The organism is Foliimonas ilicis (genome assembly GCF_039939195.1).
GTDB classification, from domain to species: domain Bacteria; phylum Pseudomonadota; class Alphaproteobacteria; order Rhizobiales; family Rhizobiaceae; genus Foliimonas; species Foliimonas ilicis.
Window position 1 is genome coordinate 146,956 of record NZ_JBDUUH010000007.1, and the last position, 25,278, is coordinate 172,233.

General features: G+C 57.8%; 30 protein-coding genes and 1 tRNA gene. 14 read left to right on the plus strand and 17 right to left on the minus strand.

The genetic code is table 11. From position 1 onward, the window contains the following. Positions 1 to 59: 59 nt before the first annotated feature. Positions 60 to 332: a hypothetical protein gene (locus ABFT80_RS16520; protein ID WP_347973019.1), complete on the minus strand. Its 273-nt coding sequence runs from the start codon at positions 330 to 332 to the stop codon at positions 60 to 62. Between the two features lie 186 nt (positions 333 to 518). On the opposite strand from ABFT80_RS16520, the gene ABFT80_RS16525 reads away from it, so the two are divergent. The 6 genes from ABFT80_RS16525 (at position 519) to ABFT80_RS16550 (ending at position 5,388) form a co-directional block, all read left to right on the plus strand. Then, entirely contained in the window at positions 519 to 2,351 is a 1,833-nt protein-coding gene (locus ABFT80_RS16525; RefSeq protein ID WP_347973020.1) for a PHA/PHB synthase family protein, read from the plus strand. A 158-nt stretch (positions 2,352 to 2,509) separates the two neighbouring features. Then, complete coding sequence (locus ABFT80_RS16530; protein ID WP_347973021.1) at positions 2,510 to 3,787, plus strand: YcbK family protein; 1,278 nt, start codon at positions 2,510 to 2,512, stop codon at positions 3,785 to 3,787. 79 nt (positions 3,788 to 3,866) lie between these two features. Further along, a tRNA-Glu gene (locus ABFT80_RS16535) sits at positions 3,867 to 3,941 on the plus strand. A 241-nt stretch (positions 3,942 to 4,182) separates the two neighbouring features. After that, positions 4,183 to 4,464, plus strand: a complete 282-nt coding sequence (locus ABFT80_RS16540) for a DUF2218 domain-containing protein (RefSeq protein WP_347973022.1) — start codon at positions 4,183 to 4,185, stop codon at positions 4,462 to 4,464. Positions 4,465 to 4,492: 28 nt separating this feature from the next. Beyond that, the gene (locus ABFT80_RS16545) at positions 4,493 to 4,672 is read left to right on the plus strand and encodes a hypothetical protein (RefSeq protein ID WP_347973023.1); all 180 of its coding nucleotides are present in this window, start codon (positions 4,493 to 4,495) and stop codon (positions 4,670 to 4,672) included. A 107-nt stretch (positions 4,673 to 4,779) separates the two neighbouring features. Further along, positions 4,780 to 5,388 carry a transglutaminase-like cysteine peptidase gene (locus ABFT80_RS16550; protein ID WP_347973024.1) on the plus strand — a complete coding sequence of 203 codons (609 nt, stop codon included), beginning with the start codon at positions 4,780 to 4,782 and terminating at the stop codon, positions 5,386 to 5,388. 137 nt (positions 5,389 to 5,525) lie between these two features. Here ABFT80_RS16550 and ABFT80_RS16555 read toward each other — a convergent pair whose 3' ends face one another. Further along, positions 5,526 to 6,056 carry a gamma carbonic anhydrase family protein gene (locus ABFT80_RS16555; RefSeq protein ID WP_347973025.1) on the minus strand — a complete coding sequence of 177 codons (531 nt, stop codon included), beginning with the start codon at positions 6,054 to 6,056 and terminating at the stop codon, positions 5,526 to 5,528. A 97-nt stretch (positions 6,057 to 6,153) separates the two neighbouring features. On the opposite strand from ABFT80_RS16555, the gene ABFT80_RS16560 reads away from it, so the two are divergent. After that, the gene (locus ABFT80_RS16560) at positions 6,154 to 6,885 is read left to right on the plus strand and encodes a hypothetical protein (protein WP_347973026.1); all 732 of its coding nucleotides are present in this window, start codon (positions 6,154 to 6,156) and stop codon (positions 6,883 to 6,885) included. A gap of 28 nt (positions 6,886 to 6,913) precedes the next feature. Here ABFT80_RS16560 and ABFT80_RS16565 read toward each other — a convergent pair whose 3' ends face one another. Together ABFT80_RS16565 and cysE are read right to left on the minus strand one after the other, a co-directional pair. After that, entirely contained in the window at positions 6,914 to 7,117 is a 204-nt protein-coding gene (locus ABFT80_RS16565; RefSeq protein ID WP_347973027.1) for a DUF3126 family protein, read from the minus strand. A 129-nt stretch (positions 7,118 to 7,246) separates the two neighbouring features. After that, the gene (cysE, locus tag ABFT80_RS16570) at positions 7,247 to 8,095 is read right to left on the minus strand and encodes a serine O-acetyltransferase (RefSeq protein WP_347973028.1); all 849 of its coding nucleotides are present in this window, start codon (positions 8,093 to 8,095) and stop codon (positions 7,247 to 7,249) included. A 124-nt stretch (positions 8,096 to 8,219) separates the two neighbouring features. On the opposite strand from cysE, the gene ABFT80_RS16575 reads away from it, so the two are divergent. Then, complete coding sequence (locus ABFT80_RS16575; protein WP_347973029.1) at positions 8,220 to 9,005, plus strand: enoyl-CoA hydratase-related protein; 786 nt, start codon at positions 8,220 to 8,222, stop codon at positions 9,003 to 9,005. Here the strand turns inward: ABFT80_RS16575 and ABFT80_RS16580 are convergent. From ABFT80_RS16580 to ABFT80_RS16590, 3 genes are all read right to left on the minus strand, one after another. Further along, the gene (locus ABFT80_RS16580; protein ID WP_347973030.1) at positions 9,002 to 9,775 is read right to left on the minus strand and encodes an alpha/beta fold hydrolase; all 774 of its coding nucleotides are present in this window, start codon (positions 9,773 to 9,775) and stop codon (positions 9,002 to 9,004) included. The genes ABFT80_RS16575 and ABFT80_RS16580 overlap by 4 nt on opposite strands. A 32-nt stretch (positions 9,776 to 9,807) precedes the next feature. Continuing rightward, entirely contained in the window at positions 9,808 to 10,308 is a 501-nt protein-coding gene (locus ABFT80_RS16585; RefSeq protein ID WP_347973031.1) for a DUF192 domain-containing protein, read from the minus strand. A 64-nt stretch (positions 10,309 to 10,372) separates the two neighbouring features. Then, positions 10,373 to 10,969 (minus strand): cold-shock protein, encoded by a 597-nt coding sequence (locus ABFT80_RS16590; protein WP_347973032.1) that lies wholly within the window; start codon positions 10,967 to 10,969, stop codon positions 10,373 to 10,375. 220 nt (positions 10,970 to 11,189) lie between these two features. Here ABFT80_RS16590 and gloA point away from each other — a divergent pair, with 220 nt between their 5' ends. Next, complete coding sequence (gene gloA / locus ABFT80_RS16595) at positions 11,190 to 11,630, plus strand: lactoylglutathione lyase (RefSeq protein ID WP_347973033.1); 441 nt, start codon at positions 11,190 to 11,192, stop codon at positions 11,628 to 11,630. A 72-nt stretch (positions 11,631 to 11,702) separates the two neighbouring features. Beyond that, positions 11,703 to 13,235, plus strand: coding sequence for an acyl-CoA carboxylase subunit beta (locus tag ABFT80_RS16600; protein WP_347973034.1), 1,533 nt, complete (start codon positions 11,703 to 11,705; stop codon positions 13,233 to 13,235). A gap of 39 nt (positions 13,236 to 13,274) precedes the next feature. Here the strand turns inward: ABFT80_RS16600 and ABFT80_RS16605 are convergent, their stop codons facing one another. Further along, positions 13,275 to 14,327: an aldo/keto reductase gene (locus ABFT80_RS16605; RefSeq protein WP_347973035.1), complete on the minus strand. Its 1,053-nt coding sequence runs from the start codon at positions 14,325 to 14,327 to the stop codon at positions 13,275 to 13,277. 148 nt (positions 14,328 to 14,475) lie between these two features. Continuing rightward, a complete protein-coding gene (locus ABFT80_RS16610; RefSeq protein ID WP_347973036.1) occupies positions 14,476 to 14,955 on the minus strand; it encodes a hypothetical protein in 480 nt (159 codons plus the stop codon). Positions 14,956 to 15,170: 215 nt separating this feature from the next. Between ABFT80_RS16610 and ABFT80_RS16615 the strand changes: the two genes are divergently transcribed. Together ABFT80_RS16615 and ABFT80_RS16620 are read left to right on the plus strand one after the other, a co-directional pair. Further along, complete coding sequence (locus tag ABFT80_RS16615; protein ID WP_347973037.1) at positions 15,171 to 15,335, plus strand: hypothetical protein; 165 nt, start codon at positions 15,171 to 15,173, stop codon at positions 15,333 to 15,335. A gap of 90 nt (positions 15,336 to 15,425) precedes the next feature. Further along, complete coding sequence (locus ABFT80_RS16620; RefSeq protein WP_347973038.1) at positions 15,426 to 16,478, plus strand: DUF1176 domain-containing protein; 1,053 nt, start codon at positions 15,426 to 15,428, stop codon at positions 16,476 to 16,478. Position 16,479: 1 nt separating this feature from the next. On the opposite strand, the gene ABFT80_RS16625 is transcribed toward ABFT80_RS16620, so the two are convergent. The 7 genes from ABFT80_RS16625 to ABFT80_RS16655 are packed head-to-tail and all read right to left on the minus strand — an operon-like array spanning position 16,480 to position 22,744. Then, on the minus strand, positions 16,480 to 17,361 hold the full coding sequence (locus tag ABFT80_RS16625; RefSeq protein WP_347973039.1) for an alpha/beta fold hydrolase: 882 nt from the start codon (positions 17,359 to 17,361) through the stop codon (positions 16,480 to 16,482). Position 17,362: 1 nt separating this feature from the next. Beyond that, positions 17,363 to 18,970 (minus strand): molybdopterin-binding/glycosyltransferase family 2 protein, encoded by a 1,608-nt coding sequence (locus ABFT80_RS16630; protein WP_347973040.1) that lies wholly within the window; start codon positions 18,968 to 18,970, stop codon positions 17,363 to 17,365. Further along, the gene (locus tag ABFT80_RS16635) at positions 18,967 to 19,674 is read right to left on the minus strand and encodes an XdhC family protein (protein ID WP_347973041.1); all 708 of its coding nucleotides are present in this window, start codon (positions 19,672 to 19,674) and stop codon (positions 18,967 to 18,969) included. Before ABFT80_RS16635 ends, ABFT80_RS16630 begins: the two co-directional genes overlap by 4 nt. Before the next feature lie 4 nt (positions 19,675 to 19,678). After that, on the minus strand, positions 19,679 to 20,017 hold the full coding sequence (locus ABFT80_RS16640) for an XdhC family protein (RefSeq protein ID WP_347973042.1): 339 nt from the start codon (positions 20,015 to 20,017) through the stop codon (positions 19,679 to 19,681). A gap of 26 nt (positions 20,018 to 20,043) precedes the next feature. Continuing rightward, positions 20,044 to 21,297: a vWA domain-containing protein gene (locus ABFT80_RS16645; protein ID WP_347973043.1), complete on the minus strand. Its 1,254-nt coding sequence runs from the start codon at positions 21,295 to 21,297 to the stop codon at positions 20,044 to 20,046. Between the two features lie 4 nt (positions 21,298 to 21,301). Continuing rightward, a complete protein-coding gene (locus ABFT80_RS16650) occupies positions 21,302 to 22,231 on the minus strand; it encodes an AAA family ATPase (RefSeq protein ID WP_347973044.1) in 930 nt (309 codons plus the stop codon). An 18-nt stretch (positions 22,232 to 22,249) separates the two neighbouring features. Further along, complete coding sequence (locus ABFT80_RS16655; protein ID WP_347973045.1) at positions 22,250 to 22,744, minus strand: flavin reductase; 495 nt, start codon at positions 22,742 to 22,744, stop codon at positions 22,250 to 22,252. Between the two features lie 154 nt (positions 22,745 to 22,898). Here ABFT80_RS16655 and ABFT80_RS16660 point away from each other — a divergent pair, with 154 nt between their 5' ends. Next, on the plus strand, positions 22,899 to 23,957 hold the full coding sequence (locus ABFT80_RS16660; RefSeq protein WP_347973163.1) for a branched-chain amino acid ABC transporter substrate-binding protein: 1,059 nt from the start codon (positions 22,899 to 22,901) through the stop codon (positions 23,955 to 23,957). Further along, complete coding sequence (locus tag ABFT80_RS16665; RefSeq protein ID WP_347973046.1) at positions 23,957 to 24,964, plus strand: P1 family peptidase; 1,008 nt, start codon at positions 23,957 to 23,959, stop codon at positions 24,962 to 24,964. Before ABFT80_RS16660 ends, ABFT80_RS16665 begins: the two co-directional genes overlap by 1 nt. Here the strand turns inward: ABFT80_RS16665 and ABFT80_RS16670 are convergent, their stop codons facing one another. Next, positions 24,965 to 25,195: a DUF2171 domain-containing protein gene (locus tag ABFT80_RS16670; protein WP_347973164.1), complete on the minus strand. Its 231-nt coding sequence runs from the start codon at positions 25,193 to 25,195 to the stop codon at positions 24,965 to 24,967. Positions 25,196 to 25,278 lie beyond the last annotated feature (83 nt).

Genomic DNA, 25,278 nt, shown 5'->3' on the forward strand with positions numbered 1-25,278 from the left:
TTAGGGAGGTTGGGATTGGAGGCGCGGTATACACCCGATTGCCGGGCCGGTCGATACCGTTACTCCGCTTCGATCTGCTTCAGCGTGTCTGCGGCATGCGTATCTGCGAGCTTTTTCAGCTTCGCGGCATCGCTCGGCGGCACACCGGCACCGGCCGAACCGGTTTGACGGGTTTGCGCCGATTTAAGCTCGGCGAATTTGGTGGTCTTCTCACTGGGTGTGATCTGCTGCGCAGCTACTTCCGGCTTGATATTCAGATTCGGAAAAGTACCGGTTTTGCGCGCGCCCGGCACCGACCCGTCAGGCGGCGTGCCGCATGCGGAAAGCAGCAAGGCCGAAGCCATTCCGCAGGAAAAGAGAAAACCGCGACATTTCCCGAAAAAAACGACGGTTTCAGTGCACGCTGTCATAGTAATTCCCCGGTGGCCATTTTAAACCAAGGTAACGTTCAGAATTCACCCTATCGGCCTTCACATGGTAACATGTCAAGAAATCGCCTCGGGAGGAACCAAAAGACCATGACCAAGGCACCCGATTCGGGCAACAGCAAACGCAATGAGACGCCCTCATCGGTCGAGCAATATCTCATCAAGGATCCCGAAGATTTCGCGATGAATATTGCCCGGATGATCGAGCAGGCGGGCAAGGCCGCTTCCGCCTGGGTCGAACCGCGCGAAAAAGGCGACCTTCGCGACACGGTGTCCGAGCCCGCCGCCGACATGGTCAAGACATTCTCGAAGCTGACGGAATATTGGCTTTCCGACCCCAGCCGGGCGCTGGAGGCACAGACGCGGCTTTTTTCAGGCTATATGGATGTCTGGTCGAAAGCCATTCAGCGCACCGCATCCGGCGAGACACCAGAACCTCCGCCCATCGTGGAAATCGACAAGCGCTTCAAGGACCCCGACTGGAGCCGCAACGCCTTTTTCGATTTTCTCCGGCAGACCTATCTCGTCACCTCGAAATGGGCCGAAGACATGGTCGAACATGCCGAAGGGCTGGACGAGCACACGCGCCACAAGGCCAGCTTCTATGTAAGGCAGGTTTCAAACGCGATTTCGCCGTCGAATTTCGTGCTGACAAATCCCGAACTTTTCCGCGAGACGGTTGCCAACAATGGCGAGAACCTGGTGCGCGGCATGAAGATGCTGGCCGAGGACATTGTTGCAGGCAAGGGCGAATTGCGGCTGCGGCAGTCCGATTATTCGGGCTTCGAGATCGGCAGAAATATTGCGCTGACGCCCGGCAAGGTCGTAGCGCGCAGCGATGTCGCCGAAATCATCCAGTATTCGCCGACCACGGAAACGGTGCTGAAGCGCCCTCTGCTGATCTGCCCGCCCTGGATCAACAAATTCTACATTCTCGATCTCAACCCCGAAAAATCCTTTATCCGCTGGGCCATTGCGCAAGGCCATACAGTGTTTGTCATTTCATGGGTCAATCCCGACGAGCGCCACGGTCACAAGGGCTGGGAGGAATATATCCGCGAGGGCCTGCAGTTCGGGCTGGATACGGTTCAGACGGCAACCGGCGAAAAAGAAGTCAACGCGATCGGCTATTGCGTGGGCGGCACGCTTCTGGCGGCAGCCCTGGCACTTCTGGCGCAGGAAGGCGACGACAGGATAGCGACCGCGACCTTCTTCACGACGCAGGTGGATTTCACCCACGCTGGCGATTTGAAGGTCTTCGTCGATGAGGAGCAGATCACCGCTCTTGAGCGCGCAATGAACGGCAAGGGCTTTCTGGATGGCACGAAGATGGCCATGGCCTTCAACATGCTGCGCTCCGGCGATCTGATCTGGCCCTATGTCGTGAACAATTACATGCGCGGCAAAGACCCGCTGCCCTTCGATCTTCTCTACTGGAACGCCGACTCAACCCGCATGGCAGCGGCGAACCATTCCTTCTATTTGCGCAATTGCTACCTCGAAAACAATCTTTCGCAGGACCGCATGGAGATAGCCGGCAAGACATTATCACTCTCCGACATCAAAATTCCGGTCTACAATCTGGCGACGCGTGAAGACCACATCGCGCCTGCCCGCTCGGTGTTTCTGGGCGGACAATATTTCGGCGGCGACGTTACTTATGTGATGTCCGGCTCCGGACACATCGCCGGTGTCGTAAATCCTGAATCCAAGAAGAAATACCAGTATTGGACCGGCCCCAGGCCGGTTGGCGATCTTGAGACATGGCTTTCCAGAGCCGAGGAAAATCCCGGTTCCTGGTGGCCCAACTGGCAGGAATGGATCGAGAAGAACGACGCACAAAAAGTTCCTGCCAGACAGCCCGGCGAGAAAACCCAGATACTGGATGAAGCGCCCGGAACATATGTTCGGGTGCGCGTGTAACATTTCGTAATGTGTGGTGAATTGACGGCGCGATCAAAGCGCGCGAAATGGTTTGCTTCGAACATGGTGCCGCCTTATTCGGCCCATAGCTCCCGCCTCGGGGACTTGTAGATTCGTCAGTTGTTTTCCTGATCGCAAAAGCGTTCGGCTTTTCGACCTTGAGTAAAATTGATCGCCGCGCCGTCTTTGGTGACGCAGGCATGAAGCACAGGAAGGGGACCGGTTTGAGAGTATCAGGCTCGGTTAACGTGAACGGGAAAGGCCGCGTCGTTTTAGCGGCACTGTTCTCAGTTCTTGTTGCCTCCTGTAGTTCCACCGGCGATCCCAATCTCGATCTCGCACCGGGCTTCAGCGCAAACGGCGCTGGCCAGGCTGCTTCTCCTACCGGCACCATCACCGGATCGATAGATCCCAGCCAGTCGGCCAATCTTACAATGTCGGAAGAAGGCGATACCGATCTTCCCGGTGAAGTCGCCTATGTTCCGGCGATTCGCCCCGGCGGCGAATCGGAGGCCGTACAGCAGCTTGCGGCGCAGGACGCGCCTGCAACCGCTGCAGTCCCGGCAAATGCACCAGCAGCGACTTCGGATCGCGCATCGGCAGGTGCTGCACCAGCAGCCACCGCAACTGCGAAAGCAGAGCCTGCTCAGGTAGCTACCGCAGCGCCAGCCGCTGAAGGCACTTACGTCGAAGCAGCCGAATTTCCCGAAGCAAAGCCGATGGAAGCCAAGAAAAAGGGTTTCCTGGCATCTTTCTTCGGCGCCTCGAACGCAAACGCTGCGCCCTCGCCCGCAGCGGCAAAACCAAAAGCCGCGCCGCAGCCTGCACAGGCGCAGCAGGCAGCAAAGCCGATTATTACGCTTGCAAGTGCCGAGCCTGCCGAAAAGCCCCTCGTCAATCTGGCTTCGGCATCATCGTCAGCATCTTCAAGCGACAATGCGCTGCCCGGCGTTCGCCAGCACGCGCTCTTCGAAATCAAGCGCAAGTCGGGCATCGATGACGACAGCGATGTCGATCTTCACGAAGGCGACGACGATGACGGCTCCTATCAGGTCGCATCGGCTGCCGGTCTTGCCCGTCTGACACCGAACGGGCTTCTCAAACAGACCGAAAGCGTCGATGTCGCCTGCCTCAAGCCTTCCCTCGTACGTGTCCTGAAAACGATCGAGCAGAGATACGGCAAGAAGGTCGTGGTCACATCAGGCTTCCGCAATCCTGAGCGCAACCGCCGCGCGCGTGGAGCTAAGAACTCGCTTCACATGTATTGCGCCGCCGCAGACATTCAGGTCGCAGGCGTCAGCAAATGGGATCTCGCACAATATGTACGCACCATGCCCGGTCGCGGCGGCGTCGGCACATATTGCCATACGGAATCCGTGCATGTGGACGTCGGTCCGGAGCGCGATTGGAACTGGCGCTGCCGTCGTCGCAAATAAACTGAAAAAAGTTTGTAATAAGGTGATTTTGGCGGTTGCCCCTTTCAAACAAGCTGATTATAACGCGCCTCATCTGAACGCGCCCATCGTCTAGCGGTCAGGACACCGCCCTTTCACGGCGGTAACAGGGGTTCGATTCCCCTTGGGCGTACCAGACCTTTCCAAGGTTTTTCGATTTGATTTGAACAGCGTTTTCAACGCTGTGAAGCGTATTGCTTCAGCGGTCCGCGCATTCCCGAAAAGTTGACAATTACGCACCAGAAAAACCTGACGCGCCGCGCATTCGGCGCTAAAAGCGGGTTTTCCACTGCATCGGCCCGAAAACCGGAATCGGTTTGAGGAAAGCACGATGCAGCAGATTCAAAAGTCTATGATTGCAACGAAAGGAATTGGTCATGGCGACAACGACAGCATCGGTAAAAACCGAGAATGCCAGCCGCTACCTTCAACAACTCTGCAAACACTGGAGCCATAAGTTCAAGGTCGAGTTCACGCCGCAAAGCGGTGGTATCGAATTCGGCGAGACGACTCATGTCGGGCTCACGGCCAGCGATTCGGAACTGGATGTCGTGATTACCGCCGACGACGCCTCCGAACTTCCGCGCGTTGCGGAAGTGGTCGAGAATCACATCGTTCGTTTTGCGTTTCGCGAGGAACTGGTGTTCGATTGGAAATAAGCTCGGACGAGCAGGAAGCGCGTTGCGAATGAAACGGCCTTATGTACGAACATTTCTGACACTTGCCCTTGTCGGCCTCTCCCTGGCCGGCTGCGGGGCCGGCAAGGCGGTAAGCAATGCCGGTCAGAAGTTCGACAAATACGGCTGCATCGCGCGCGACTTCAAAGGCGAGACGCCCTGCGACGAAAGCGGGACGCCTGCGCCCTGAGATTTTGCCTTAAAAATTTCCTACCGATTTAGCTCAATTCCTAGCGCGCCGCTTTGCGTGAAATAAATCCGGGCCTGTCATTGTGATGTCAAACGGGGACGTCAACAATGATAAAAACACTGGGAAAAACCTTCCTGCTCGCCATCGCCCTTCAGCTCGTAGCCTTCGGTGCTACGGCGCGTGCGGATCAGCCTTTCATGCAGACTTCTGGCCGCACGTCGCAGCCGGTTGGACACTATGAGTTCTGCCAGCGCCTGCCGGAAGAATGCAATCAGAAGACCGCCAAGCGCCAGCCTGTTAAACTGACGCGTGAGCTTTGGGCGGCCATCATCGACATCAACAATGTCGTGAACGCCAGCGTCGAGCCGCTTACCGACATGGAAATATACGGCCAGGAAGAATACTGGGCCTATCCTGACGCAGGCGTCGGCGACTGCGAGGATTACGCGCTGGAAAAGCGCCGCCGTTTGATGGCGCTTGGCGTCCCTGCAGGCGACCTTCTGATCACGGTGGCACGCCAGCCGAATGGCGACGGCCATGCAGTCCTGACCGTTCGTACGAGCCGCGGAGAGTTCATCCTCGACAATCTGGAGCCGCGCGTGCTGGCCTGGGGTAAGACGGAATATACCTATCTGAAGCGCCAGTCGGAGCGCCACTCCGGCGTCTGGATCAAGATCAACGATGGCCGCGCCGATGCGGTGGCCAGCGTACGTTAAAGCGCTGTGCGTCCTATTGGACGCACAAAGGAATTTTAAAGTTTGTCGCCTCGTTCATGCCGTGACAGATCCCTGTCCAACGGCATGACAAAGGGCCGGTCCAAGTCCCCGGACCGGCCCCTTTTTTTGCTTTCTCGTCAGTCTTTCTTTTTCAGCCCCTTGCGGAAGCGCCGGGCGTTTTCGACATAATGCGCGGCCGAAAGCTTCAGCCTGTTAATCGCCTCGTCATCAAGCGTTCTCACGGCCTTTGCAGGCGAGCCGACGATCAGGGAATTGTCGGGAAACTCCTTGCCTTCGGTAACGAGCGAACCTGCCCCCACAAGGCAGTTGTTTCCGATTTTTGCACCGTTCAACACAATCGCGCCCATGCCGATCAGGCTGTTTTTGCCGATCGTGCAGCCATGCAGCAGCGCGCGGTGGCCGATTGTGCAGCCTTCGCCTATCGTCAGCGGGAAGCTGGGGTCGGTGTGCATGATGGTGTGTTCCTGCACATTCGTATCGTCGCCGATGGTGATGTTTTCATTGTCGCCGCGAATGACAGATCCGAACCAGACACCGACATTCCTGCCGATGTTCACATTGCCGATAATCGTCGCGTCGGGCGCGATCCAGTTGGTCGGTTCATCGGCAAATTCGGGAGATTTCCCGTCCAGTTCGTAAAGCGGCATAATTCCTCCATGCAGCAAGCTTTGCAATTTACCGGTCGTTTACCATAAAATTGCAAAGGTGGAGCCGACGATTCCTTCTTTATATCGGGAAAGACCGATGCAGCAGACATCTGCCCCTGCCCATGAAGAGCAGAACTTCTCACCGGCAGGAACGTCCTTCATGCTGAAACTGCTTTATGCGTTTCTGGGCTTGGTCGTGCTCTCGATCGTTATCAATCTCGGCGGAAAATGGCTCGGCGACAGGCTGGTTCTGGCCGGACATTCGGAAAAAGCCGACATCCATGAAATCGTCATCGGCAACAGCGTTATCGCCGTGCCGGAAAACATGATCCGTTTCGACAGAGACAGGCGCGACGGCGCTGCCGACCGTATCGACCTCTATATGCGCTGGCCGGCACTGGACGGCTACAGCGCGGCTGCAAAGGACGATTTCAACCATGCGAGCGGCAGGAAGGCGATCATCTTCGTGTCGATGGAAGAGCCGGTCATGTCACGCGATATGAGCGGCCGCTTCATGCCGATATACCGCTCTTTGATAGAGCGACCTTCGACAGGCCCCGGCGGCCTGACATTTTACCAGTTTCGCCAGAAGTCCGGCTATCTCAATGAAGTTCTTGCCGTTTCCGGCAATGGCGAAGCGCCTTATGTGGCGCGGTGCCTTTCGGGGGCGAGCGCGGAAGAATCGCTTGCGCCATGCGAGAGAGACATTCGCATCAATGATGCGCTCAGCCTCTCCTATCGATTTCCAAGGGAGTTCCTCGGAGATTGGCAGCGTATGGACGCCGCCATCCGGGAAAAAGCGGAACGGATGATCAGAACGGCCTCTTGAGGCCGCAATTCGTCCCGCTGGGTAGAATTTAGTTCAGGTCGATGTCGAGAATGGCCATCGAGAAATTGTAGTCGCCATCATCTTCATCCTTGAAAACGATGCCGAGGAATTCGTCGCCGACATAAACTTCAGCGGAATCGTCCTTGCGTGGACGTGCCTTCACCTGAAGGTTGGGATTTTGAAAAGTCTTTTGAAAAAAGGCTTCGAGTTTTCTGATTTCTTCGGGTTTCAACTGCGTCTCCCGGTCCGAGAATGAAATTGTTTGGGTGCGAGGGCTTCTGGCACGTCAACAGTGGCGATGTAAAGGCGAACGGCCCGAATAACAGCCGCCCGCCGCCTTTCGCAGCGGAAGCACGCCGCTTCAAATATCGAAGGAAATGACCTGGTCCATCGCATGGGAAGGCAATGCCTGATCCATGTTGCGCGCCGGGTGATCGCAACCCGCCTCACCCACGATACGTGCCGGAACGCCCGCCACAGTCTTGTTGTGCGGCACGGACGCCAGCACGACAGACCCGGAGGCAATCTTTGCGCAATGCCCGACCTCGATATTGCCGAGTATCTTTGCGCCCGCGCCAATGAGAACGCCGTAACGGATCTTTGGATGGCGGTCGCCGTTGGATTTACCCGTGCCGCCAAGCGTCACGCCATGCAGGATCGACACATCGTCCTCGATCACCGCAGTTTCGCCGACGACGAGGCCGGTCGCGTGGTCGATGAATATGCCCATGCCCATCTGCGATGCCGGGTGAATATCGGTCTGGAAGACCGATGACGAACGGCTCTGCAGATAGAGAGCGAAATCGCGACGCCCCTGCTCCCACAGCCAATGGGCCAGCCGATGCGTCTGAACGGCATGGAAACCCTTGAAATAGAGAAGTGGCATCAGGAACCGGTCGCAGGCCGGATCGCGCTCGTAATAGGCCTGCATGTCGACACGAACCGTGTTGCTCCAGTCGGGCTTTGCGCGCAGCATGGCCTTGAACGTCTGGCCGATAACCTGGGCGCTGACATCGCTGTGGTCCAGCCGCGCGGCGATCCGGTGAATGACCGCGCCTTCGAGGCTGCCATGGTTCAAAATCGTCGAATACAAGAACTGCGCAAGCAGCGGATCGCGGTTGACCGCTTCCATCGCCTCATCGCGCACCGAGCTCCAGATAGGATCGACGGGCTGGAGATTGCTTGCTTTCGTTGTCTGGACAGTCGTCATCGACGTCTCCGATACGTGTTCTTGTCTTTGTTCGAACAGCTCTTATAAGCACAACAGCGGCACGAATGAATTCAATTTTCCTTAGTGCCCATTCAAATGGATTTGCATGTCTGGAATTCAAGCGATGTTGGCAAACGAAACCATTCAGTTCGAAAACGCCGATGGTGTCGCAATCCTTACCATAAATCGCCTTGGTAAAAAGAATGCAATCACGCACGAAATGTGGATCGCCATACGCGATCTGGTCGCTGCGGCGGGCAATGATGGCACAACGCGCGCGCTGATAATTCGCGGTGCGGGCAAGGATTTTTCGGCTGGTGCCGACATTACCGAATTCGCCGAATTGCGCGGCAGCGAGGCAAGCGGGCGCGACTATGAGTTGACCAATTCACAAGCCTTCGCCGCTCTGCGCAATTCACCGGTGCCGGTCATCGCTGCGATCCGCGGCACATGCATCGGCGGCGGCTTCGGCGTTGCGGCAGCGGCGGATATCAGAATCGCGACGGCAGATGCGGTTTTTGCCGTTCCTGCGGCAAAGCTAGGCCTTGCCTATCCCGCGGATGCGATGGCCGACATCGTCCACGCGACGGGCGAACAGATGGCCCGCTATCTGACCTTCACCGGACTGCGGATCGATGCGGCCAAAGCGCTTTCGACCGGGTTTCTTCTTGAAATCGTGGACGATGAAGAATTGGACGCGCGCGCGCTGTTTCTGGCGAAAGAGATTGCCGCGCATGCGCCACTCTCCGTCCGCGCCTCGAAAGCTGCAATCGGCGCAGTTCTTTCGGGAAACGAAAAAGACGCCGAAAATGCCCGCAGGCTTGGCGACATTACATTCGCCAGTGCCGACTATGCGGAAGGCCGCGCTGCGTTCCTGCAACGCCGCAAGCCGGTTTTCAAAGGCAATTAAGCAATTAGCGGGTGATCCGCGTAAAACTCAAGCACGCGCTTCTTGAAGGTGCGGTCGCCGACGGACAGCATGTGATCGCGCCCGACAATGTCGAAGGCTTCCGCATTCGGCATCAAAGCGGCAAGTTCCTGCGCCGAACCCGCAATATCGTCCGTCGTGCCGACACCGATCAATGTCGGCTGCGTGATGCGCCCGACATCGGCCTCGCTCAGCAAGGTCCGCGATGTCGCGATGCAGGCGGCAAGCGCATGCCGGTCGCTCTTGGTTTGGTCGGCAAAGGTGCGGAACATCTTGCCGCGCGGATGGGTGATCTGCGCCGGATCGGGCACGACCAGCGCATCCGCGATCGGATCCCAATCGCCAACGCCCGTCACCATGCCGATACCCAGGCCGCCGAGTACAAGCGTTGCGACCTTCTCAGGCTCGGCAAGCGCCAGGAACGCCGATATTCTGGCGCCCATCGAATAGCCCATGACATGTGCGCGTTCGATGCCCAGATGATCGAGCAACGCGCCTGCGTCCGACGCCATTTTTTCGGGCGTATAGTCGGCGGTTTCATAGCTTTTGGAAGACTGCCCGTGGCCGCGATTGTCGAGCGCAATTGCGCGATAACCGGCTTCGTTCAGCGTTTTGATCCATCCTGGCGCAACCCAGTTCACATAATGGGTCGAGGCGAAGCCGTGGATCAGGAGAACGGGCTCGGCAGCGCCTTGCGAAGGTGCTGCGTCGATATAAGCCAGTTTCTGGCCGTCATGTTCAAATGTCTGCATGGGGCGGTTTTTGCCTGCTTGATGTGGCGGCGTCAACCGCCGCCAGCGACTGCATCGATCGCCGGATGCCGAAGCAGCACACCAGCCGTAAGCCCCTTGGCGCTTGCCGTGCCGCGTTTAAGCTCAAGCACGAAACGAACCGGCTTGCGCGGCGAGATGGGGGCTATGGAGAATGGTTCGCCTGGAAGGACATCAACGATGCGCCCATCCTGACCGATAAACACCAGATCAAGCGGCATCGGCGTGTTCTTCATCCAGAAACCGACATCGCCGGTGCGCTCGAATACGAACAACATGCCGCGATCTGCCGGCATGTCCTCGCGAAACATCAATCCGCGTGCGCGCTCAGATTCGTCGTCTGCGATCTCAATTGAAAAGCTTGGCTTGCCAGAAATCTCCGCAACCAGCGGTGTCGCATCGACCGGCAGCATCATCGCCTGCGTTTTGGCGAAGGCTTGCGGCGACGCGATCAGAACGGGCGCGAGAAAGGCCAGAAAAAGAGCCGCAAAGCCGGCTCGAATGGAGATTGTCATTGGCGCCCCGATTGCAATTAGGCAGGTTCAGCCAAATGACAGCCCTGCAAGCTATTGCCCAAACCTAGTGCTGGACGGGCAATGTGCCAATATCGGGGTGAATTTCGGCAGCCATAAGGCCCTTGTCGCCGCGTCCGAAGCGGCAAAGCACAACCTGGCCCGGACGCAATTCGGTAAGGCCATAACGGCGAAGCGTTTCCATATGCACGAAAATGTCTTCCGTGCCTTCGCCGCGTGTCAGAAAGCCGAAGCCCTTCGTGCGATTGAACCATTTGACCAAAGCGCGCTCAAGTCCGCTTTCGGCAGTCACCGCTACATGGGTGCGCTGCTCCTGCATCTCTGCCGGATTGACCGCCGTGGACATGTCCATCGAAATGACGCGGAAAGCCTGAAGCCCCCGATCGCCCTGCTTGGCGAGGCACACGATGCGTGCGCCTTCCAGCGCCGTCGGAAAACCATCCCGCCGAAGGCAGGTCACATGCAAAAGGATATCGCTGAAGCTGGAATCGTCCGGCAGGATGAAGCCATATCCCTTGGCGACATCGAACCATTTTATAGCGCCGGCAATCTCTACCAGACCGGTAGAATCGCCTGCATCTTCCCCATGCGACAGTTCGTGCCCCGAATTGTCATGCCCCGGATATGAGGCTCGTTCTCCCATCAGAATGCCCCCTTCCTCACAAACGCAGCAACTGATTCTTATTTGAAGATTAACACCGCGTGTTCCATTCAGTGCAAGGGCCGAGCCGCCTTTTTTTACTTCATTCACGTAATAACGCTTACGTCGTTAATTCAGTATCGGCTGAGATGCGGGTTGGAGGTTGTCGCGGGGTGGCTACCCGCCTTATGTTCCCCGCGACCTCAACGGAAGGAAAATCCCTATGCGCTATCTCCACACAATGGTCCGCGTCGCAGATCTCGATGCATCGCTCGACTTCTATTGCGGGAAATTCGGACTGAAAGAGGTCCGCCGTACCGAAAGCGAAAAAGGCCGCTTCACACTGGTTTTCCTCGCCGCCTCAGAGGATGAACAATCCGGCACCAGTGAAAAGGCACCACTTCTCGAACTGACCTTCAACTGGGACCCGGAAGACTACAAGGGCGGGCGCAATTTCGGCCACCTCGCCTATGAGGTCGATGACATCTACGCCACCTGCCAGCAATTGCAGGACAAGGGCGTAACCATCAACCGCCCGCCGCGCGATGGCAACATGGCCTTCATCAAGTCGCCGGACGGCATTTCGATCGAACTGCTCCAGAAAGGCCCTGCACTCGAAAAAGCCGAGCCCTGGGCATCCATGCCGAACACCGGAAGCTGGTAACAGCGCGAAAAGTCCTGATTTGCGCATCTTCCGCGCCGTGCTAACAGGTTCGTCACGAACCGGAGGAGCCCCATGAAGGACGTGCTGAAAGAACTTGAGCGTCGCAGGGAAAATGCGCGTGCAGGCGGTGGCCAGACGCGCATCGACGCCCAGCATAAAAAGGGAAAGCTCACCGCGCGCGAGCGGATCGAGATTTTCCTGGATGAAGGTTCTTTCGAAGAGTTCGACATGTATGTCGAACATCGCTCCACCGATTTCGGCATGGAGAACAACAAGATTGCGGGTGACGGCGTCGTCACCGGCTGGGGCACGATCAACGGCCGCACCGTTTTCCTGTTCGCCAAGGATTTCACCGTATTCGGCGGATCGCTCTCCGAAGCGCATGCCGAGAAGGTGATAAAGGTGCAGGAAATGGCGCTGCGCAACCGCGCGCCGATCATCGGCATCTACGATGCGGGCGGCGCGCGCATTCAGGAAGGCGTCGCAGCGCTTGGCGGCTATGCCGAGATTTTCCAGCGCAATGTCCTGTCCTCGGGCGTCATTCCGCAAATCTCCGTCATCATGGGGCCGTGCGCCGGTGGCGATGTCTACTCGCCTGCCATGACCGATTTCATCTTCATGGTGCGCGACACGTCCTACATGTTCGTGACCGGACCTGATGTCGTCAAAACAGTTACAAATGAAACTGTTACGGCTGAACAGCTCGGTGGCGCGTCCGTCCACACCACGAAATCATCCATCGCAGACGGCGCTTATGACAATGATGTCGAGGCACTTTTGCAGATGCGCCGCCTGATCGACCTGCTGCCTGCATCGAACACTGCCGAGCTGCCGGAAATCGAATGCTACCAATCGGTCACGGATGCCGATCTGTCGCTGGACCGTTTGATCCCGGAAAACGCCAACAAACCCTATGACATCAAGGAATTGATCCTCAAAACCTGTGATGAGGGCGATTTCTTTGAAATTCAGGCGGCATTTGCGAAAAATATCGTCACCGGGTTCGGACGCGTCGAAGGCCGCACCGTCGGTTTCGTCGCCAACCAGCCGATGGTGCTTGCAGGCGTTCTCGACAGCGATGCGAGCCGCAAGGCGGCGCGTTTCGTGCGCTTCTGCGACTGTTTCAACATCCCGCTCGTGACATTCGTCGATGTACCCGGCTTCCTGCCCGGCACTGCCCAGGAATATGGCGGGCTCATCAAGCATGGCGCAAAACTTCTGTTCGCCTACGCGGAAGCGACCGTTCCGAAAATTACCGTCATCACCCGCAAAGCCTATGGCGGCGCATATGATGTGATGGCCTCTAAGCATCTGCGCGGCGATATGAACTATGCATGGCCGACAGCGCAGATCGCAGTGATGGGCGCAAAAGGCGCGGTCGAGATCATCTATCGCAAGGATATAGGCGACGCCGACAAGATCGCTGCACACACGAAAGCCTATGAGGATCGCTTCCTCTCGCCCTTCGTGGCAGCCGAACGCGGCTATGTGGACGAGGTTATCATGCCGCATTCCACGCGGCGCCGCATTGCGCGGGCATTGCGGATGCTGCGCAACAAGGATTTGAAAAACCCCTGGAAGAAGCACGACAATATCCCTTTGTGATCAAAGGGATATTGTCTTTTCCCGACTCAATCTAAGAGCTTACGGGCAAGGATTTCCCGTACGCTGATGGATCACATCGACTGCCGCCTGCATCTCGTCGGTCCAGGTTACGTCTGCTGACGACAACGCCATTTCAAGCTGCGGAATGCTCGTCGCGCCGATAATGTTCGACGTCACGAAATAGCGGCTGGTGACGAACGCATTGGCAAACAGCGCAGGCTCCATGCCGAAGGAACGCGCAAGCTCGTTGTATTCGAGCAGCGTTTCGGCGGCATTCGGCGTCTGGTAGCGCTGGCCACGGTCGAAAAGCGTTGACCGTGCGCCTTCGGGACGCGCGCCGTGATCGTATTTGCCGGTCAGATAGCCCTGTGCGAGCGGCGAATAAGGCAGGAATGCAACCTCCTCCCGGCCACAGACTTCGGCGAGATTTACCTCGAAAGTACGGTTCACGAGATTGTAGCCGTTTTGGAGCGATGCCACGCGCGGGCCAACGCCCTTGTCGCTCTCCGCCACGAAGCGCATCACACCCCAGGAGCTTTCATTCGAAAGCCCGAGATGCCGGATTTTTCCGGCCTTCACCAGCTCTTCGAAAACAGCCAGCGTTTCGGCAATCGGTGTTTCGTCTGCGTCAGGCTCTGTCGGTGTGTTGCCGATGTGGTTGGGATTGGAGCCCCATTTCACCTGACGTTCCGGCCAGTGGATCTGATAGAGATCGATGTAGTCCGTCTTGAGTTTCGCGAGCGACTTTTCGACTGCATCGAAAATGTCGGTGCGAACGAGTTTCGATGGGCGTCCACCACGGAACCAGTCATTCGCCGTGCGGCCAACGACCTTGGTAGCGACAATCACCTGATCGCGGTTTTTGCGGGCCTGCATCCAGTTGCCGATATAGGTCTCGGTGCGCCCCTGCGTCTCCGCCTTTGGCGGGATCGGATAAAGTTCTGCGGTATCCAGAAAATTGACGCCGCTCGAAAAAGCCAGGTCGAGCTGAGCGTGGGCTTCTTCTTCGGTGTTCTGCTGGCCCCAGGTCATGGTGCCGAGGCAAATTTTTGAAACGGAAAGGTCGGTGCGGCCAAGGCGGCGCTTTTGCATATTCGGTCTCCGGAAATCGTAAGCATAGGCCCGCAAAGCTGCGGACTTTTCACAAAATGATCATGCGGGAAGCAAAGCGCGGACGCGCTTATCGCTGTTTGAATATCCGATCAGTGGTGATTTCTCAACGAAGGCAGCCGAAAAAAGCCTAATTATCGCTTCGCTCTTTTTTGGCGCGGCGCTTGGCTTCATCGATCATCATATTCGCGACCTGCATGCGCACCATGGCGCGCTGGCGCAGATGCGGCGCGACACGATCTGGATGATTTTTGAACGCGAAACTGCGGCGCAACCGTCCGAAATCCGTGCTGGTCTTCATTTTGTGAAGGCCAAGCTCCTGCGCAATCGCTTCCGGTTCGATGGTCGGCAGAGGCGTAATCACATCCTCTTCAACGTCAGGATGTCCTTGTAAAAGCGCCGCAAGCTCGGCCTCGAAATCCGAAACCGCCCGATATTCGGCAGCCGCGGTATCGCTGGAAACCTTTATGCGCCCGGAATGGAGTTCATCGACGACTGAGAGATAATCGAAGGGCACGGATGGCGGCACAGCGCGCTGATCGTCAGCGCCCTTCTCCACAAACAGATCATCAAGCAGGGAGGCAAAATCGCGACCTGCATTCTTACCCATAACCGGCTCGCTCCACAGGATTCGCCATCATCGATTACCAGAAGATAGGGCGCTCTGGTTAATAATCATCAGGAAAAATAACTAGAATTTATCGGAATGAAAATGATCCTCGCGCAAGCGCTTTTTGCATGACTGCTATGCGATATGCTGCACTGCACAATAAATAATAATCGATTATATTGTTGATCGGGGAGGACTTGAAACAGAGGTCCGTCATGAACTTCATCACTGAATTGTTCGCCCGCCCTCGCCCGAGGGAAAATGTGAAATATCGGGCAGCGCTTGCTCTGCTCAATGCAATGAGCAACAGGGAACGCGCCGATATCGGCATCAAGGCCGCAGATTTCCCGAAAGTCGCGCGCGAAATGGCACAAAGATAAAGAAATATTCCGCCTTTGGCGTGAGCGATGGCTTGCGCCAAGGGATTGCCGCAATCCGTGCTACGATTCTCCCCAAATCGGAGATTCGTCATGAAAGCCTTCCATTGCGGACTTGCATTCGCGACTGTCCTTGCGGCCTCCAGCAGTTCTTTCGCTCAGCAAACCGAGCAGCCTTATCTCGATAATCGATCCGATGCCGCAGCCCTCGTGAAATCGCTCTACAATGCGGTGAGCAGGCAGGAATATGCGCGCGCCTGGAGCTATTTCGGCGAATTGAAGCCCGCGAAGGACGTCGAGACGTTTCGCAAAGGCTATGAAAACACCGAGCGCGTCGATGTGATCACCGGCGATGTCGGCACGGAAGGTGCTGCAGGCAGCACCTATTTCAGCGTTCCGGTGTCGATCGCGGCTGCGCAAAAGGATGGCACGGTCCAGGTTTTCGCCGGCTGCTACACCGCCCGGCTCTCCAACCCGCAAATCCAGGACGAAAATTTCACGCCGCTTCACATCGAAAAGGGCGAGTTGCAGCCAAGCGACAAACCCTATGAGGAAGCGTTGCCCGCCTCATGCGGCGATGCGCCGGTCGAGCCGAAAGACGCCCTGCTTGAGAAAGCCAAGGCAATGTTTGCCGCGGCCTATGCCGACCAATGCGATTCACTAAGCCCCGGCGCCGACCCGCAAAATATTCAGGCGGAAAGCCACGACATCGCCTATCGCAACGAGACTGACGAGGCCAATGAACCGGAACGCAAGGCGCGGCTGTTCCGCTTCTTCTGCGGTTCCGGCGCCTATAATGAAATGCACGTCTACTATCTCAACACCGATCTCGACGGCTTAAGCCCATTGCAGTTTGCAAAGCCAGACCTCGATATTCGCTACGAGAATGAGGACACGGAAGGCGCAGTCGAAAGCGTCTCCATCATCGGCTTCACCACCGAGGATCAGTTGATAAATTCATCCTATGACGAAGGGACGAGATCGATCACCGACAATGCCAAATGGCGCGGCGTCGGGGATGCGTCTTCGAACGGCATCTGGATTTTCCGCAACGGGGTCTTCACGCTCGTCAAATACGATGTCGACGCGTCCTATGATGGCGAGGTGAACCCGGAAACCGTTCTGGATTACCACACAGCGCCTTAAATTATCTGGCCGAAAGCATCCAGTTGAGCGTCTCGCGCCAGTCCGTCATGCGGATCGGCGTGCCATGCGTGCCGGATTCGAAGGCGACGAAACGCGTCGGGTAAGACGGCGATTTCGCGCGTATCGAGCGGAAGAAGGCAGCCTGCTTTTCCAGCGGAAACACCTTGTCGCGGGTTCCCTGACCGAAAAACACCGGAACTTTTGAGCGAAAAGCAGCACTGTTCAGGAAATTTTCGTCCCAATGCGAGCCCAAAAGCAGCAGGCCTGAAAGTTTCGGGCCGATTTCGGCATCCTGCGCCAGCTTCCAGCACAGCCCGCCGCCCATCGACCCGCAGGCGACGATGATCTTCGCATTAGGCGATTGCGCGGCGTAATGCCCAAGCAGTGCCTTGATTTCGGCCGCGCCCTTGTCGCCGAAATCGGTGAAATCCGGCGAAAGATAGAGTCCGCCATTGCCCGCAACGAGGTTCTTCACCCGGTTGAAATTGCCGCCGAAGGTGAAGTCATCGACGCCCTGTTTGCGGCTGCCACCCTGCCCGTGCAGATAGACGACGATCAGGCCAGCACCTTTCGTCTTTCCGACCGCGAAATGCCTGATTTCTCCCGCCGAAGTTGCCAGCCGCAAATCCTGCTGGACCTTGCGAATTCCGGTCGAAACGTAATTGCGCTTTACGCGTCGCTCCGGAATTTCATCGCGCTGGTTGATATCGCGCAATTCATTGTATTCGACGACACGGTAAGCACTGCCGTCCTGACTGGAAATGACCGACGAATAAGCGAACAGATCGTCCTTGTAGGGCGCTAGCTGCGCATAGGCCAAGGCAGGCAGCGCAAATATGAAAAGCGCAGAAACGGCCAGCCGGAAGATGCCTGCTTGCTTCATGTCACCCCTGAAGAACTCCGCCTGCGCTTTCGAGCAGATCTCTTGTGTCAACGTCGAGTGTCGCCGCAGCGCCGATCTCCACATCCACGACCGGAACATCGCCACTTTCGACAATGTGCCGTGCCCCGGTGTCGCCCTCGAGCGTAGCCAATTCCGGGAAAAGCGCGCGCGGCAACAGAACCGGATTGCCGCGTTTGCCATTGTGAACGGCACGCACGACGGACAATCCACCCGATTTCTCGAAAGCGGCAATCATGCGATCGAAATCCTCGGTCGTTACGCCCGGCATATCGCCCAGCACGACGAGCACGCCTGCCGTATCGTCAGACAGAGCCGTTATTCCAGCCTTCAACGAACTGGAAAGGCCCGATGCGAAATCCGCATTGTGGACGAACTCCACGTCAAGCCCGTCGAGCGTCGATCTGATCGCATCGGCCTGATGACCGGTCACGACATGTACGTGCTGTGCCTTCGATGCCAGTGCGCGTTCTGCCATGCGCCGCGCCAGCGGCTCTCCGTCGAACAGTGCCAGCAATTTGTTTGGCCCGCCCATGCGGCTCGAACGCCCAGCCGCCAGAATGATTGCGTCTACCGTGGCACCGGCAGTCTGTTTTGCTTCGCGCGGCTGCGGGCGGTTCGGTATTTCCATCAACAGACCCCCGACGCCCATTGCGGCGATATCGGCGTCATTGACCGGGACACCGGCAATCAGCCTGTCCAGAACCCAATCGAACCCGTTTTCCTTCGGGCTACGCGCGCACCCCGGCGCGCCAATGACGAATTTGCCGTCGATTTCGCCCAGAACCAGCAGATTGCCCGGATCTACCGGCATGCCGCAGCGCATGACCGTGCCGCCAGCCTGCCGGATCGCCGCCGGAACCACATCGTCGCAATCGCTCATTGCCGATGCGCCGAAGACGATCACCATGTCATTGCCGGCACTTGCCTTGCCGATTGCCTGCGAAACGGCACCGCTCTCATGCGGCGGACGCTGTTCGCTAGAAATTTGCGAGGACGAGCGCGCCAGGCGCGATTGCGTAATGCGCGTTGTCTTGTCGAGCACGCTGGCTTTCGTGCCGGGCAGCGTCGTCTGGATAAGGCCGACTTTCATCGGCTTGAATGGATGCACACTAAATATCTGCTTGCCCGCGCAAAGCGCTGCGACCTGCCGAAGCTTTTCCGATGCGACGGCAAAAGGAATGATCTTCACCGTCGCCGCCATCTGGCCGTTTTCGACATGGGCGAATTGCGGCAAGGTCGCCAGGGTGATTGCAGGGTCGATGCCATTGATTGCGTCGACCAGCGCCTTATCGACCACGAACACGCCCGCCTTCGCGGCATAGATATTGACGCGGCCGGTGGACGCCGGTTTCGCATCCAGATTGTCAAAAGACAGAGAAGTGACGATGGTTTCCGCCGCATCGTCCTCGGCAAGATCGTCCGGGTCCAGAAGTGCGACGATGACTTCCTGAATGCCCGCAGCGCGGATCGCCGCAATGTCAGCCGCAGTCAGGCGATGCGATTTGCGAAACCTTATGTCGCCCGCAACAAGCGTATGCGCAAGGATACCGCCTTCGGCCTTTTCGATGGAAACCGGGCCGAACTTCAAGTGTCTCGGCCTTCATGGCTGGAAACGCCGCGCGTGCGGAACGCTTCTATGATCTGGGAAAGCGTGGCGACCGCGATTTCGGCCGGATTGGCGGCGCCTATATTCAGTCCGATCGGTGCCTTGATGCGCTCGATCTGCTCCTGCGTTGCACCAAGCGCCAAAAGCCGCTCGACACGCTTCGCATGGGTTTTGCGGCTGCCAAGCGCGCCAACATAAAAACAATTCGCATCAAGCGCTGCCTTCAGCGCGAAATCGTCGATTTTCGGATCGTGCGTGATGGCCGCGAGCGCGCAATAGCTGTCCAACGGATGGTTCTGCAAAACAGTTTCGGGCCAATCGGCGTGAAGCGAGACCTCGGGAAACCGCTCTTCGCTGGCAAAAGCGCTGCGCGGGTCGATGATCTCGACCGGATACCCGGCAATCCGCGCCATAGGCGCCAGCGCCTGACTGATATGCACCGCCCCGATGACCACGAGCCGTGGGCTCGGCAGATGCATATTTATGAAAACCGGTTTTTCGTCCGTGCCGGCGGTCAGCGAACGGCCTGTGCGAAACGCATTTTGCAGAACATCGCCCAACTCGTCGTTGCGCGCTTCCGTCTCGTTCACGAGGCGGCTTTTGCCTTCGGTCAAATCGGTAAGCACGGCAATTGCCTGCCGGGACTTTCTGGCTGCGTTGATCTGGCTGAGAAGCTGCGCGTCCAAACTACTATTTCAACCCTTCAACGAAAACCTTGATCTTGCCGCCGCAGGAAAGCCCGACCTGCCAGGCGGTTTCATCGGCCACGCCGAAATCGAGCATGCGCGATTTTTGGCTTTCCAGCACTTCCAGTGCCTCGGCAACGACTGCGCCTTCGACGCATCCGCCGGAAACCGACCCTTGAAAATTGCCTTCGGAATCGATTACCAGATGGCTGCCTACCGGTCGCGGCGCGGAGCCCCAGGTTTCTACGACGGTTGCCAAAGCAACCTTGCGGCCGCTCTTCAGCCACTCCTCGGCGATCAGGAGCGGGTCACGGATTTCATCGATCTGCGCAGTTTCAGGCATTTCGCTTTCTCCCGCATGAAATATGGTCACGCCACCTTGTCGTTGCCAAGCCCCAGCCAACGCTTCGGATCGGTCACGATGTTGTGTTTCTGATCAAGCGACGCGCAAAGGTCGCTCAGCGCGTTCAGATTATGCACCGCGCGAAACTCATCGACGTGAGGCAACATGGCCCGAACGCCCCGCGCCCGCGCCTGAAATCCGTCGAAGCGCAGCAGCGGATTGAGCCAGATCAGCCGGCGGCAGGATTTTTTGAGCCGCTCCATTTCCTGCGAAAGCTCCGCCACATCGTCGCGCTCCAGCCCATCCGTGATCAGCAGAACGACGGCACCTTGCCCCAACACGCGGCGCGACCAGAGCCTGTTGAATTCGGCCAGCGTATCGCCAATGCGCGTGCCGCCTGCCCAATCGGTGACGGCAGCACCGCAATCTGCGAGCGCGCGGTCGGGGTCGCGATGACGCAATTGCCGGGTCAGATTGGTCAGGCGCGTGCCGAAGACGAATGTGTGAACATGCCGCCTCTTTTCTGCCAATGCATGCAGGAAATGCAGGAAAATCCGCGTGTATTGGCTCATCGAGCCGGAAATGTCGGCCAGAACGACAAGCGGCGGATGCTCTTCGCGCTGCGAGCGAAACCGTGACAGAATGAGCCTTCCGTCGGTGCGGGTCGCTTGCCGCATCATCGCGCGCGGGTCGATGCGCGCGCCGCGCATATCGGGTCGGAAGCGTCGCGTGCGAACCTTGTCCACCGGCAGCTTGAGAGCCGTTATCGCGCGCCGCGCCTCCAGCATCTCGGCAGCGCTCATCTGCGCGAAATCCTTGGCTTGCAGTAATTCGCGCGACGATGATGTGAGGCGCGCATCCAGCTCGATTTCGAGGATTTCGCGCATCTCGCGGGCGTTCTGACTTGAACCTAGAAGCGCCTCGCTCGCGCGATTTTCAGCGGGACGCTGCTTGCGTTTCTCTGCCTTGTCGGGCGCGACAGGCGAAAACATCGCGATCATCTTTTCGATCAGCTCGCGCGACCGCCAGAAAAGGCGGAATGCCTCGTCGAATGTTTCGTGGTCTTCATGGCGGCTCACCAGAACCGCGTGCAGCGTCCAGTAGAAATCCTCGCGCGACCCTATACCGGCAGAAAGCACCGCCTCAATCGCTTCCTTGACGGATGCAGGCCCGACCCTGATGCCTGCCTTTCGCAGCGCCCGCGCGAAATAGACGATATTGTCCGCCAAACGCCCGTCGGGGCTGGCTGCCAAACGCGTATCGCTTGTCGAAAAATCCATCGACCTACTCTGCTGCCGAAAGCTCGGCCTTGACTTCACTGAGAATACGGCGCCCTTCCGAACCGTCGATCCGGGCAATGTCGTCCTGATATTTGAGCAGCACGCCGATCGTGTCGGACACCGTTTCGGGGTCCAGCGCCACCTTGTCCAATTCGGTCAAAGCGCTTGCCCAATCGATGGTTTCAGCGACGCCCGGAACCTTGAAAAGCTCCATTTCGCGCAATTTCTGGATGAAACGCACGATTTCATCCGAAAGGCGGGCATTTGCCTTCGGCACCTTGCGGTGAACGATGTCCAGCTCGCGCGCGGCATCGGGGTAATCGACCCAATGATAGAGACAGCGGCGCTTCAAAGCGTCGTGAATCTCGCGGGTGCGGTTCGTGGTGATGATGACGATGGGCGGCTCTTCGGCCTTGATCGTACCGAGTTCCGGCACCGTGACTTGAAAATCGGAGAGAATTTCGAGCAGGAACGCTTCGAACGCCTCGTCCGCACGGTCGAGTTCGTCGATCAGGAATACCGGTGCAGCACCCTTGGTGCCGCTCAACGCATCGAGAACCGGGCGTCGGATAAGATATTTTTCGGAAAAGACGTTGCGCTCAAGTCCTTGGCGATCGACCGAGCCGGAGGCTTCCTCCATGCGGATCTCGATCATCTGGGCGGCATAGTTCCACTCATAGACAGCCGAGGAGACGTCGAGGCCTTCATAGCATTGAAGACGAATGAGCCTGCGGCCGAGAGCGCTGGCCAGCACCTTGGCGATTTCGGTTTTGCCGACGCCTGCTTCACCCTCCAGAAACAAGGGCCGTTGCATGCGCAAGCTGAGAAACAGCACTGTCGCCAGCGCCCGGTCGGCGACGTAATCGGCATCGGCAAGCAATGCCTGCGTTTCGTCTATGGTCTGCGGCAGCGGCCGCGCCGGGCTATTGCTCATTTCGTCTCCGAAACACCGCTATAAGACGTGATAGCTGCGGTCATGATAGATCAAGGGCCGGAGGTTAGCGCCGATGCGCAGACCTGTCACCTTGCCGAAGAGCACGCGATGCGTGGCGAGATCCTTGGTGTCGATCAGCTCGCAATCGAAGACGGCAAGCCCGTTCAGCAAGGTCGGCGCTCCCGACGAAATCGTATCCCACTGACCAAGCGCGAAACGCTCGTCCTGAGGCAGCTTGGTCACGCCCGAAAACGCCACCGAAAGTGGCTGCTGCTGCGAACTCAGCGTATTCAAAGCAAAATTGCCATTATTGAGGAACGGCAAATTGTTCGGATTTTCGCGGTTCAGGCAGACGAGAATCACCGGCGGCGTGTCCGAGACTGAACATGCGGCAATCACCGTCGTTCCGCGCCGGCCGGCGGCACCATCTGTCGTCACAATATGCACGGCACCTGCGAAATGGCTCATTGCATCGCGGTAGTCTTGCGGCTCTACGTCGTTCTTCTTCAGCACCAGCGCCCGTTCCAATTACATCTGAATGCCCGGTATATATGGGCACTGTGATTGCGCAACAACCAATAGGCTGAACGGCGGTGTTGCGCATCGAACCGCCAGCCGTTACCTCTGCCGAAAGAATGTCGGCAAAGCCGGAGGTGACTTGAACACGATGCGATCCGCCGCTGCGCGCTGCCTGCTGGCATTTGTCTTCGCTTCCGGCCTGTCACAGGCTTGGGCAGATGAGATCGTGATAGGCGTTGCAGCCCCCCTTTCCGGCCCAAGCGCGATCCTTGGTGAGCAGATCAAAGCCGGGGCGGAAGCAGCATTCACTGCCGGCATCCGGCTTGAAATCGCGGACGATGCCTGCACTGCCGAGGGCGGCGAAAGCGCTGCACGCCAGTTCGTTGCGGCAAAGACGGCAATCGTCATCGGCTTTCTGTGCACTGAAGCGATCGAAGCTGCACTGCCCATTCTCAAGGACGCGTCTATCCCTGTCATCGATGTGGGTGTGCGAACCGACAGCCTGACGGATCGTCGTGAAAAGACCGGCTGGCCGATCTACCGCATCGCCCCGCGCTCCGATGCGGAACGTATGGCGGCAGGCACGATCCTGACGCGGCTATGGCGGAGCGAGCTTTTCGCGATCGTCGATGACGGCACGATTTACGGGCGTGAACTTGCCGAAAGCTTTCGCATCGCTGCCGAGCAATTGGGTCTGAAGCCGGTTTTCATCGACAATTTCAGGCCGGGTCTCGAAAATCAGGTCGGCATTGTCGGCCGATTGCGGCGCAGCGGCGCGACAAAAGTGTTCGTTGGAGGCGACCGTGACGATATTGCGATCATGACGCAGGACGCGGCGCGCCTGAACGCCGGAATGATTTTCGCGAGCGGTGAAAATCTGCGCGCGCCAGGCGATGTACCACTGGCCAATGGAACGCTGATGATCGGTCTGCCGGAGTGGTCGGAAGTGTCGGATGCCGGGACTCTCGCCGCATTTCGCGAGAAAGGCATAGAGCCGGACGGCTACACGATGCCCGCCTATGCGGCGGTCGAAATCGCGCGCGAAGCTGTCGCCAGCGGCAAACCGATTTCCGAGGCATTGCAGAATGACGAGTTTGCGACCGTGATCGGAACGATCCGTTTCGACGAAAAAGGCGACGTCTCGCAAAATCCCTATCGGCTGTTCCGCGTCAAAGGCTCGAATTTCATTCCAGTTGAGCGCCAGTAATGTCCACATTTCGAACAGGTCCGCGAAATCTCATCACCGATGTTGCAGGCCTGAAGGTCGGCAACGCGGGTGATGCGCGGCTGAAATCCGGCGTATCGGTCGTTTATTGCGAGGAACCGGCAGTTGCCGGTGTGCAAATTCTCGGCGGCGCGCCGGGTACGCGCGAAACCGATCTGCTCGAGGCGCATAATTCGGTGCAGACGATCAACGCGGTGGTTCTCTCCGGCGGCTCGGCGTACGGTCTCGACGCCGCATCCGGCGTGCAGGCCGCTCTTCGCGAAAAAGGCGTCGGTTTTGCCGTTCGCGATCAGGTGATCCCCATCGTTCCCGCTGCCATCCTGTTCGATCTGATCAATGGCGGGAGCAAGGATTGGGGTCGCTATCCGCCCTATCGCGACCTCGGATATGAGGCCATGCAAGAGCTGACGGATGAGTTTTCGCTTGGCACAGTCGGAGCAGGAATAGGTGCAACCACGACAGGTTTGAAGGGCGGACTGGGCTCGGCCTCGACGCTTATCGATGGCGGTATAACAATTGGCGCGTTGGCCGCAGTCAATGCGTCCGGTTCAGTCACAGTTGGCAACACACGCCATTTCTGGGCGGCACCTTTTGAAATCGGCGATGAATTCGGCGGCTTGGGCTATCCGCATCCCCTGCCCGAAAATTCGAGCAAGGTACGTCTGAAATTCCGCGATTTCCTCGAAGGCGCAAATACGACCATTGCCGTCATCGCGACAGATGCGATCCTGACCAAAGCAGCGGCCAAACGGCTGGCGATCTCCGCACATGACGGTTTTGCCCGCGCGATATGGCCAGCGCATACGCCAAGCGACGGCGATCTGGTCTTCGCCATCGCCACAGGAAAAAGCGGGATCACACCGACGCCCGAACAGGCGGTCGACCTATACGCAATGGCAGGCGCGACGATGGCGCGCGCCATTGCTCGCGGCGTTCATGCCGCGACTCCCGCCGAAAATGATCTCTTTCCTACGTGGTCTGCGCGGTAGCTATTCTTCTTCGAAAGTGACCGCCACATCGCCATTGGCAGACAGGCGCACCTTGTTGCCTTCGACATTCGCGATGAGGCCTTTGGAGATGAAATGGTGATGGCCTTTATGTGAACCCTCGCCGCTGTCCTTCTTCGTCAGCTTGATGCGATGGTCCTCGATCTTGTCGACCGTGCCGACATGAACGCCATCGGCGCCGATTACTTCCATATGCTCACGGATTGCGCTTATATCAGCCACGAGATTTCTCCTTGTGTGAAAGCCACTTCCATCAACGCACATCATGCGGAATGGATGCGCCGAACGCCAGTTGA

Coding starts and splice junctions, on each gene's coding strand:
- ABFT80_RS16525 (WP_347973020.1), top strand. CDS start 519: ATGACCAAGGCACCCGATTCGGGCAACAGCAAACGCAATGAGACGCCC.
- ABFT80_RS16540 (WP_347973022.1), top strand. CDS start 4,183: ATGGCGACAACGACAGCATCGGTAAAAACCGAGAATGCCAGCCGCTAC.
- ABFT80_RS16545 (WP_347973023.1), top strand. CDS start 4,493: ATGAAACGGCCTTATGTACGAACATTTCTGACACTTGCCCTTGTCGGC.
- ABFT80_RS16550 (WP_347973024.1), top strand. CDS start 4,780: ATGATAAAAACACTGGGAAAAACCTTCCTGCTCGCCATCGCCCTTCAG.
- ABFT80_RS16555 (WP_347973025.1), bottom strand. CDS start 6,056: ATGCCGCTTTACGAACTGGACGGGAAATCTCCCGAATTTGCCGATGAA.
- ABFT80_RS16560 (WP_347973026.1), top strand. CDS start 6,154: ATGCAGCAGACATCTGCCCCTGCCCATGAAGAGCAGAACTTCTCACCG.
- cysE (WP_347973028.1), bottom strand. CDS start 8,095: ATGACGACTGTCCAGACAACGAAAGCAAGCAATCTCCAGCCCGTCGAT.
- ABFT80_RS16575 (WP_347973029.1), top strand. CDS start 8,220: ATGTTGGCAAACGAAACCATTCAGTTCGAAAACGCCGATGGTGTCGCA.
- ABFT80_RS16580 (WP_347973030.1), bottom strand. CDS start 9,775: ATGCAGACATTTGAACATGACGGCCAGAAACTGGCTTATATCGACGCA.
- ABFT80_RS16585 (WP_347973031.1), bottom strand. CDS start 10,308: ATGACAATCTCCATTCGAGCCGGCTTTGCGGCTCTTTTTCTGGCCTTT.
- ABFT80_RS16590 (WP_347973032.1), bottom strand. CDS start 10,969: ATGGGAGAACGAGCCTCATATCCGGGGCATGACAATTCGGGGCACGAA.
- gloA (WP_347973033.1), top strand. CDS start 11,190: ATGCGCTATCTCCACACAATGGTCCGCGTCGCAGATCTCGATGCATCG.
- ABFT80_RS16600 (WP_347973034.1), top strand. CDS start 11,703: ATGAAGGACGTGCTGAAAGAACTTGAGCGTCGCAGGGAAAATGCGCGT.
- ABFT80_RS16605 (WP_347973035.1), bottom strand. CDS start 14,327: ATGCAAAAGCGCCGCCTTGGCCGCACCGACCTTTCCGTTTCAAAAATT.
- ABFT80_RS16610 (WP_347973036.1), bottom strand. CDS start 14,955: ATGGGTAAGAATGCAGGTCGCGATTTTGCCTCCCTGCTTGATGATCTG.
- ABFT80_RS16615 (WP_347973037.1), top strand. CDS start 15,171: ATGAACTTCATCACTGAATTGTTCGCCCGCCCTCGCCCGAGGGAAAAT.
- ABFT80_RS16620 (WP_347973038.1), top strand. CDS start 15,426: ATGAAAGCCTTCCATTGCGGACTTGCATTCGCGACTGTCCTTGCGGCC.
- ABFT80_RS16625 (WP_347973039.1), bottom strand. CDS start 17,361: ATGAAGCAAGCAGGCATCTTCCGGCTGGCCGTTTCTGCGCTTTTCATA.
- ABFT80_RS16640 (WP_347973042.1), bottom strand. CDS start 20,017: ATGCCTGAAACTGCGCAGATCGATGAAATCCGTGACCCGCTCCTGATC.
- ABFT80_RS16645 (WP_347973043.1), bottom strand. CDS start 21,297: ATGGATTTTTCGACAAGCGATACGCGTTTGGCAGCCAGCCCCGACGGG.
- ABFT80_RS16650 (WP_347973044.1), bottom strand. CDS start 22,231: ATGAGCAATAGCCCGGCGCGGCCGCTGCCGCAGACCATAGACGAAACG.
- ABFT80_RS16660 (WP_347973163.1), top strand. CDS start 22,899: ATGCGATCCGCCGCTGCGCGCTGCCTGCTGGCATTTGTCTTCGCTTCC.
- ABFT80_RS16665 (WP_347973046.1), top strand. CDS start 23,957: ATGTCCACATTTCGAACAGGTCCGCGAAATCTCATCACCGATGTTGCA.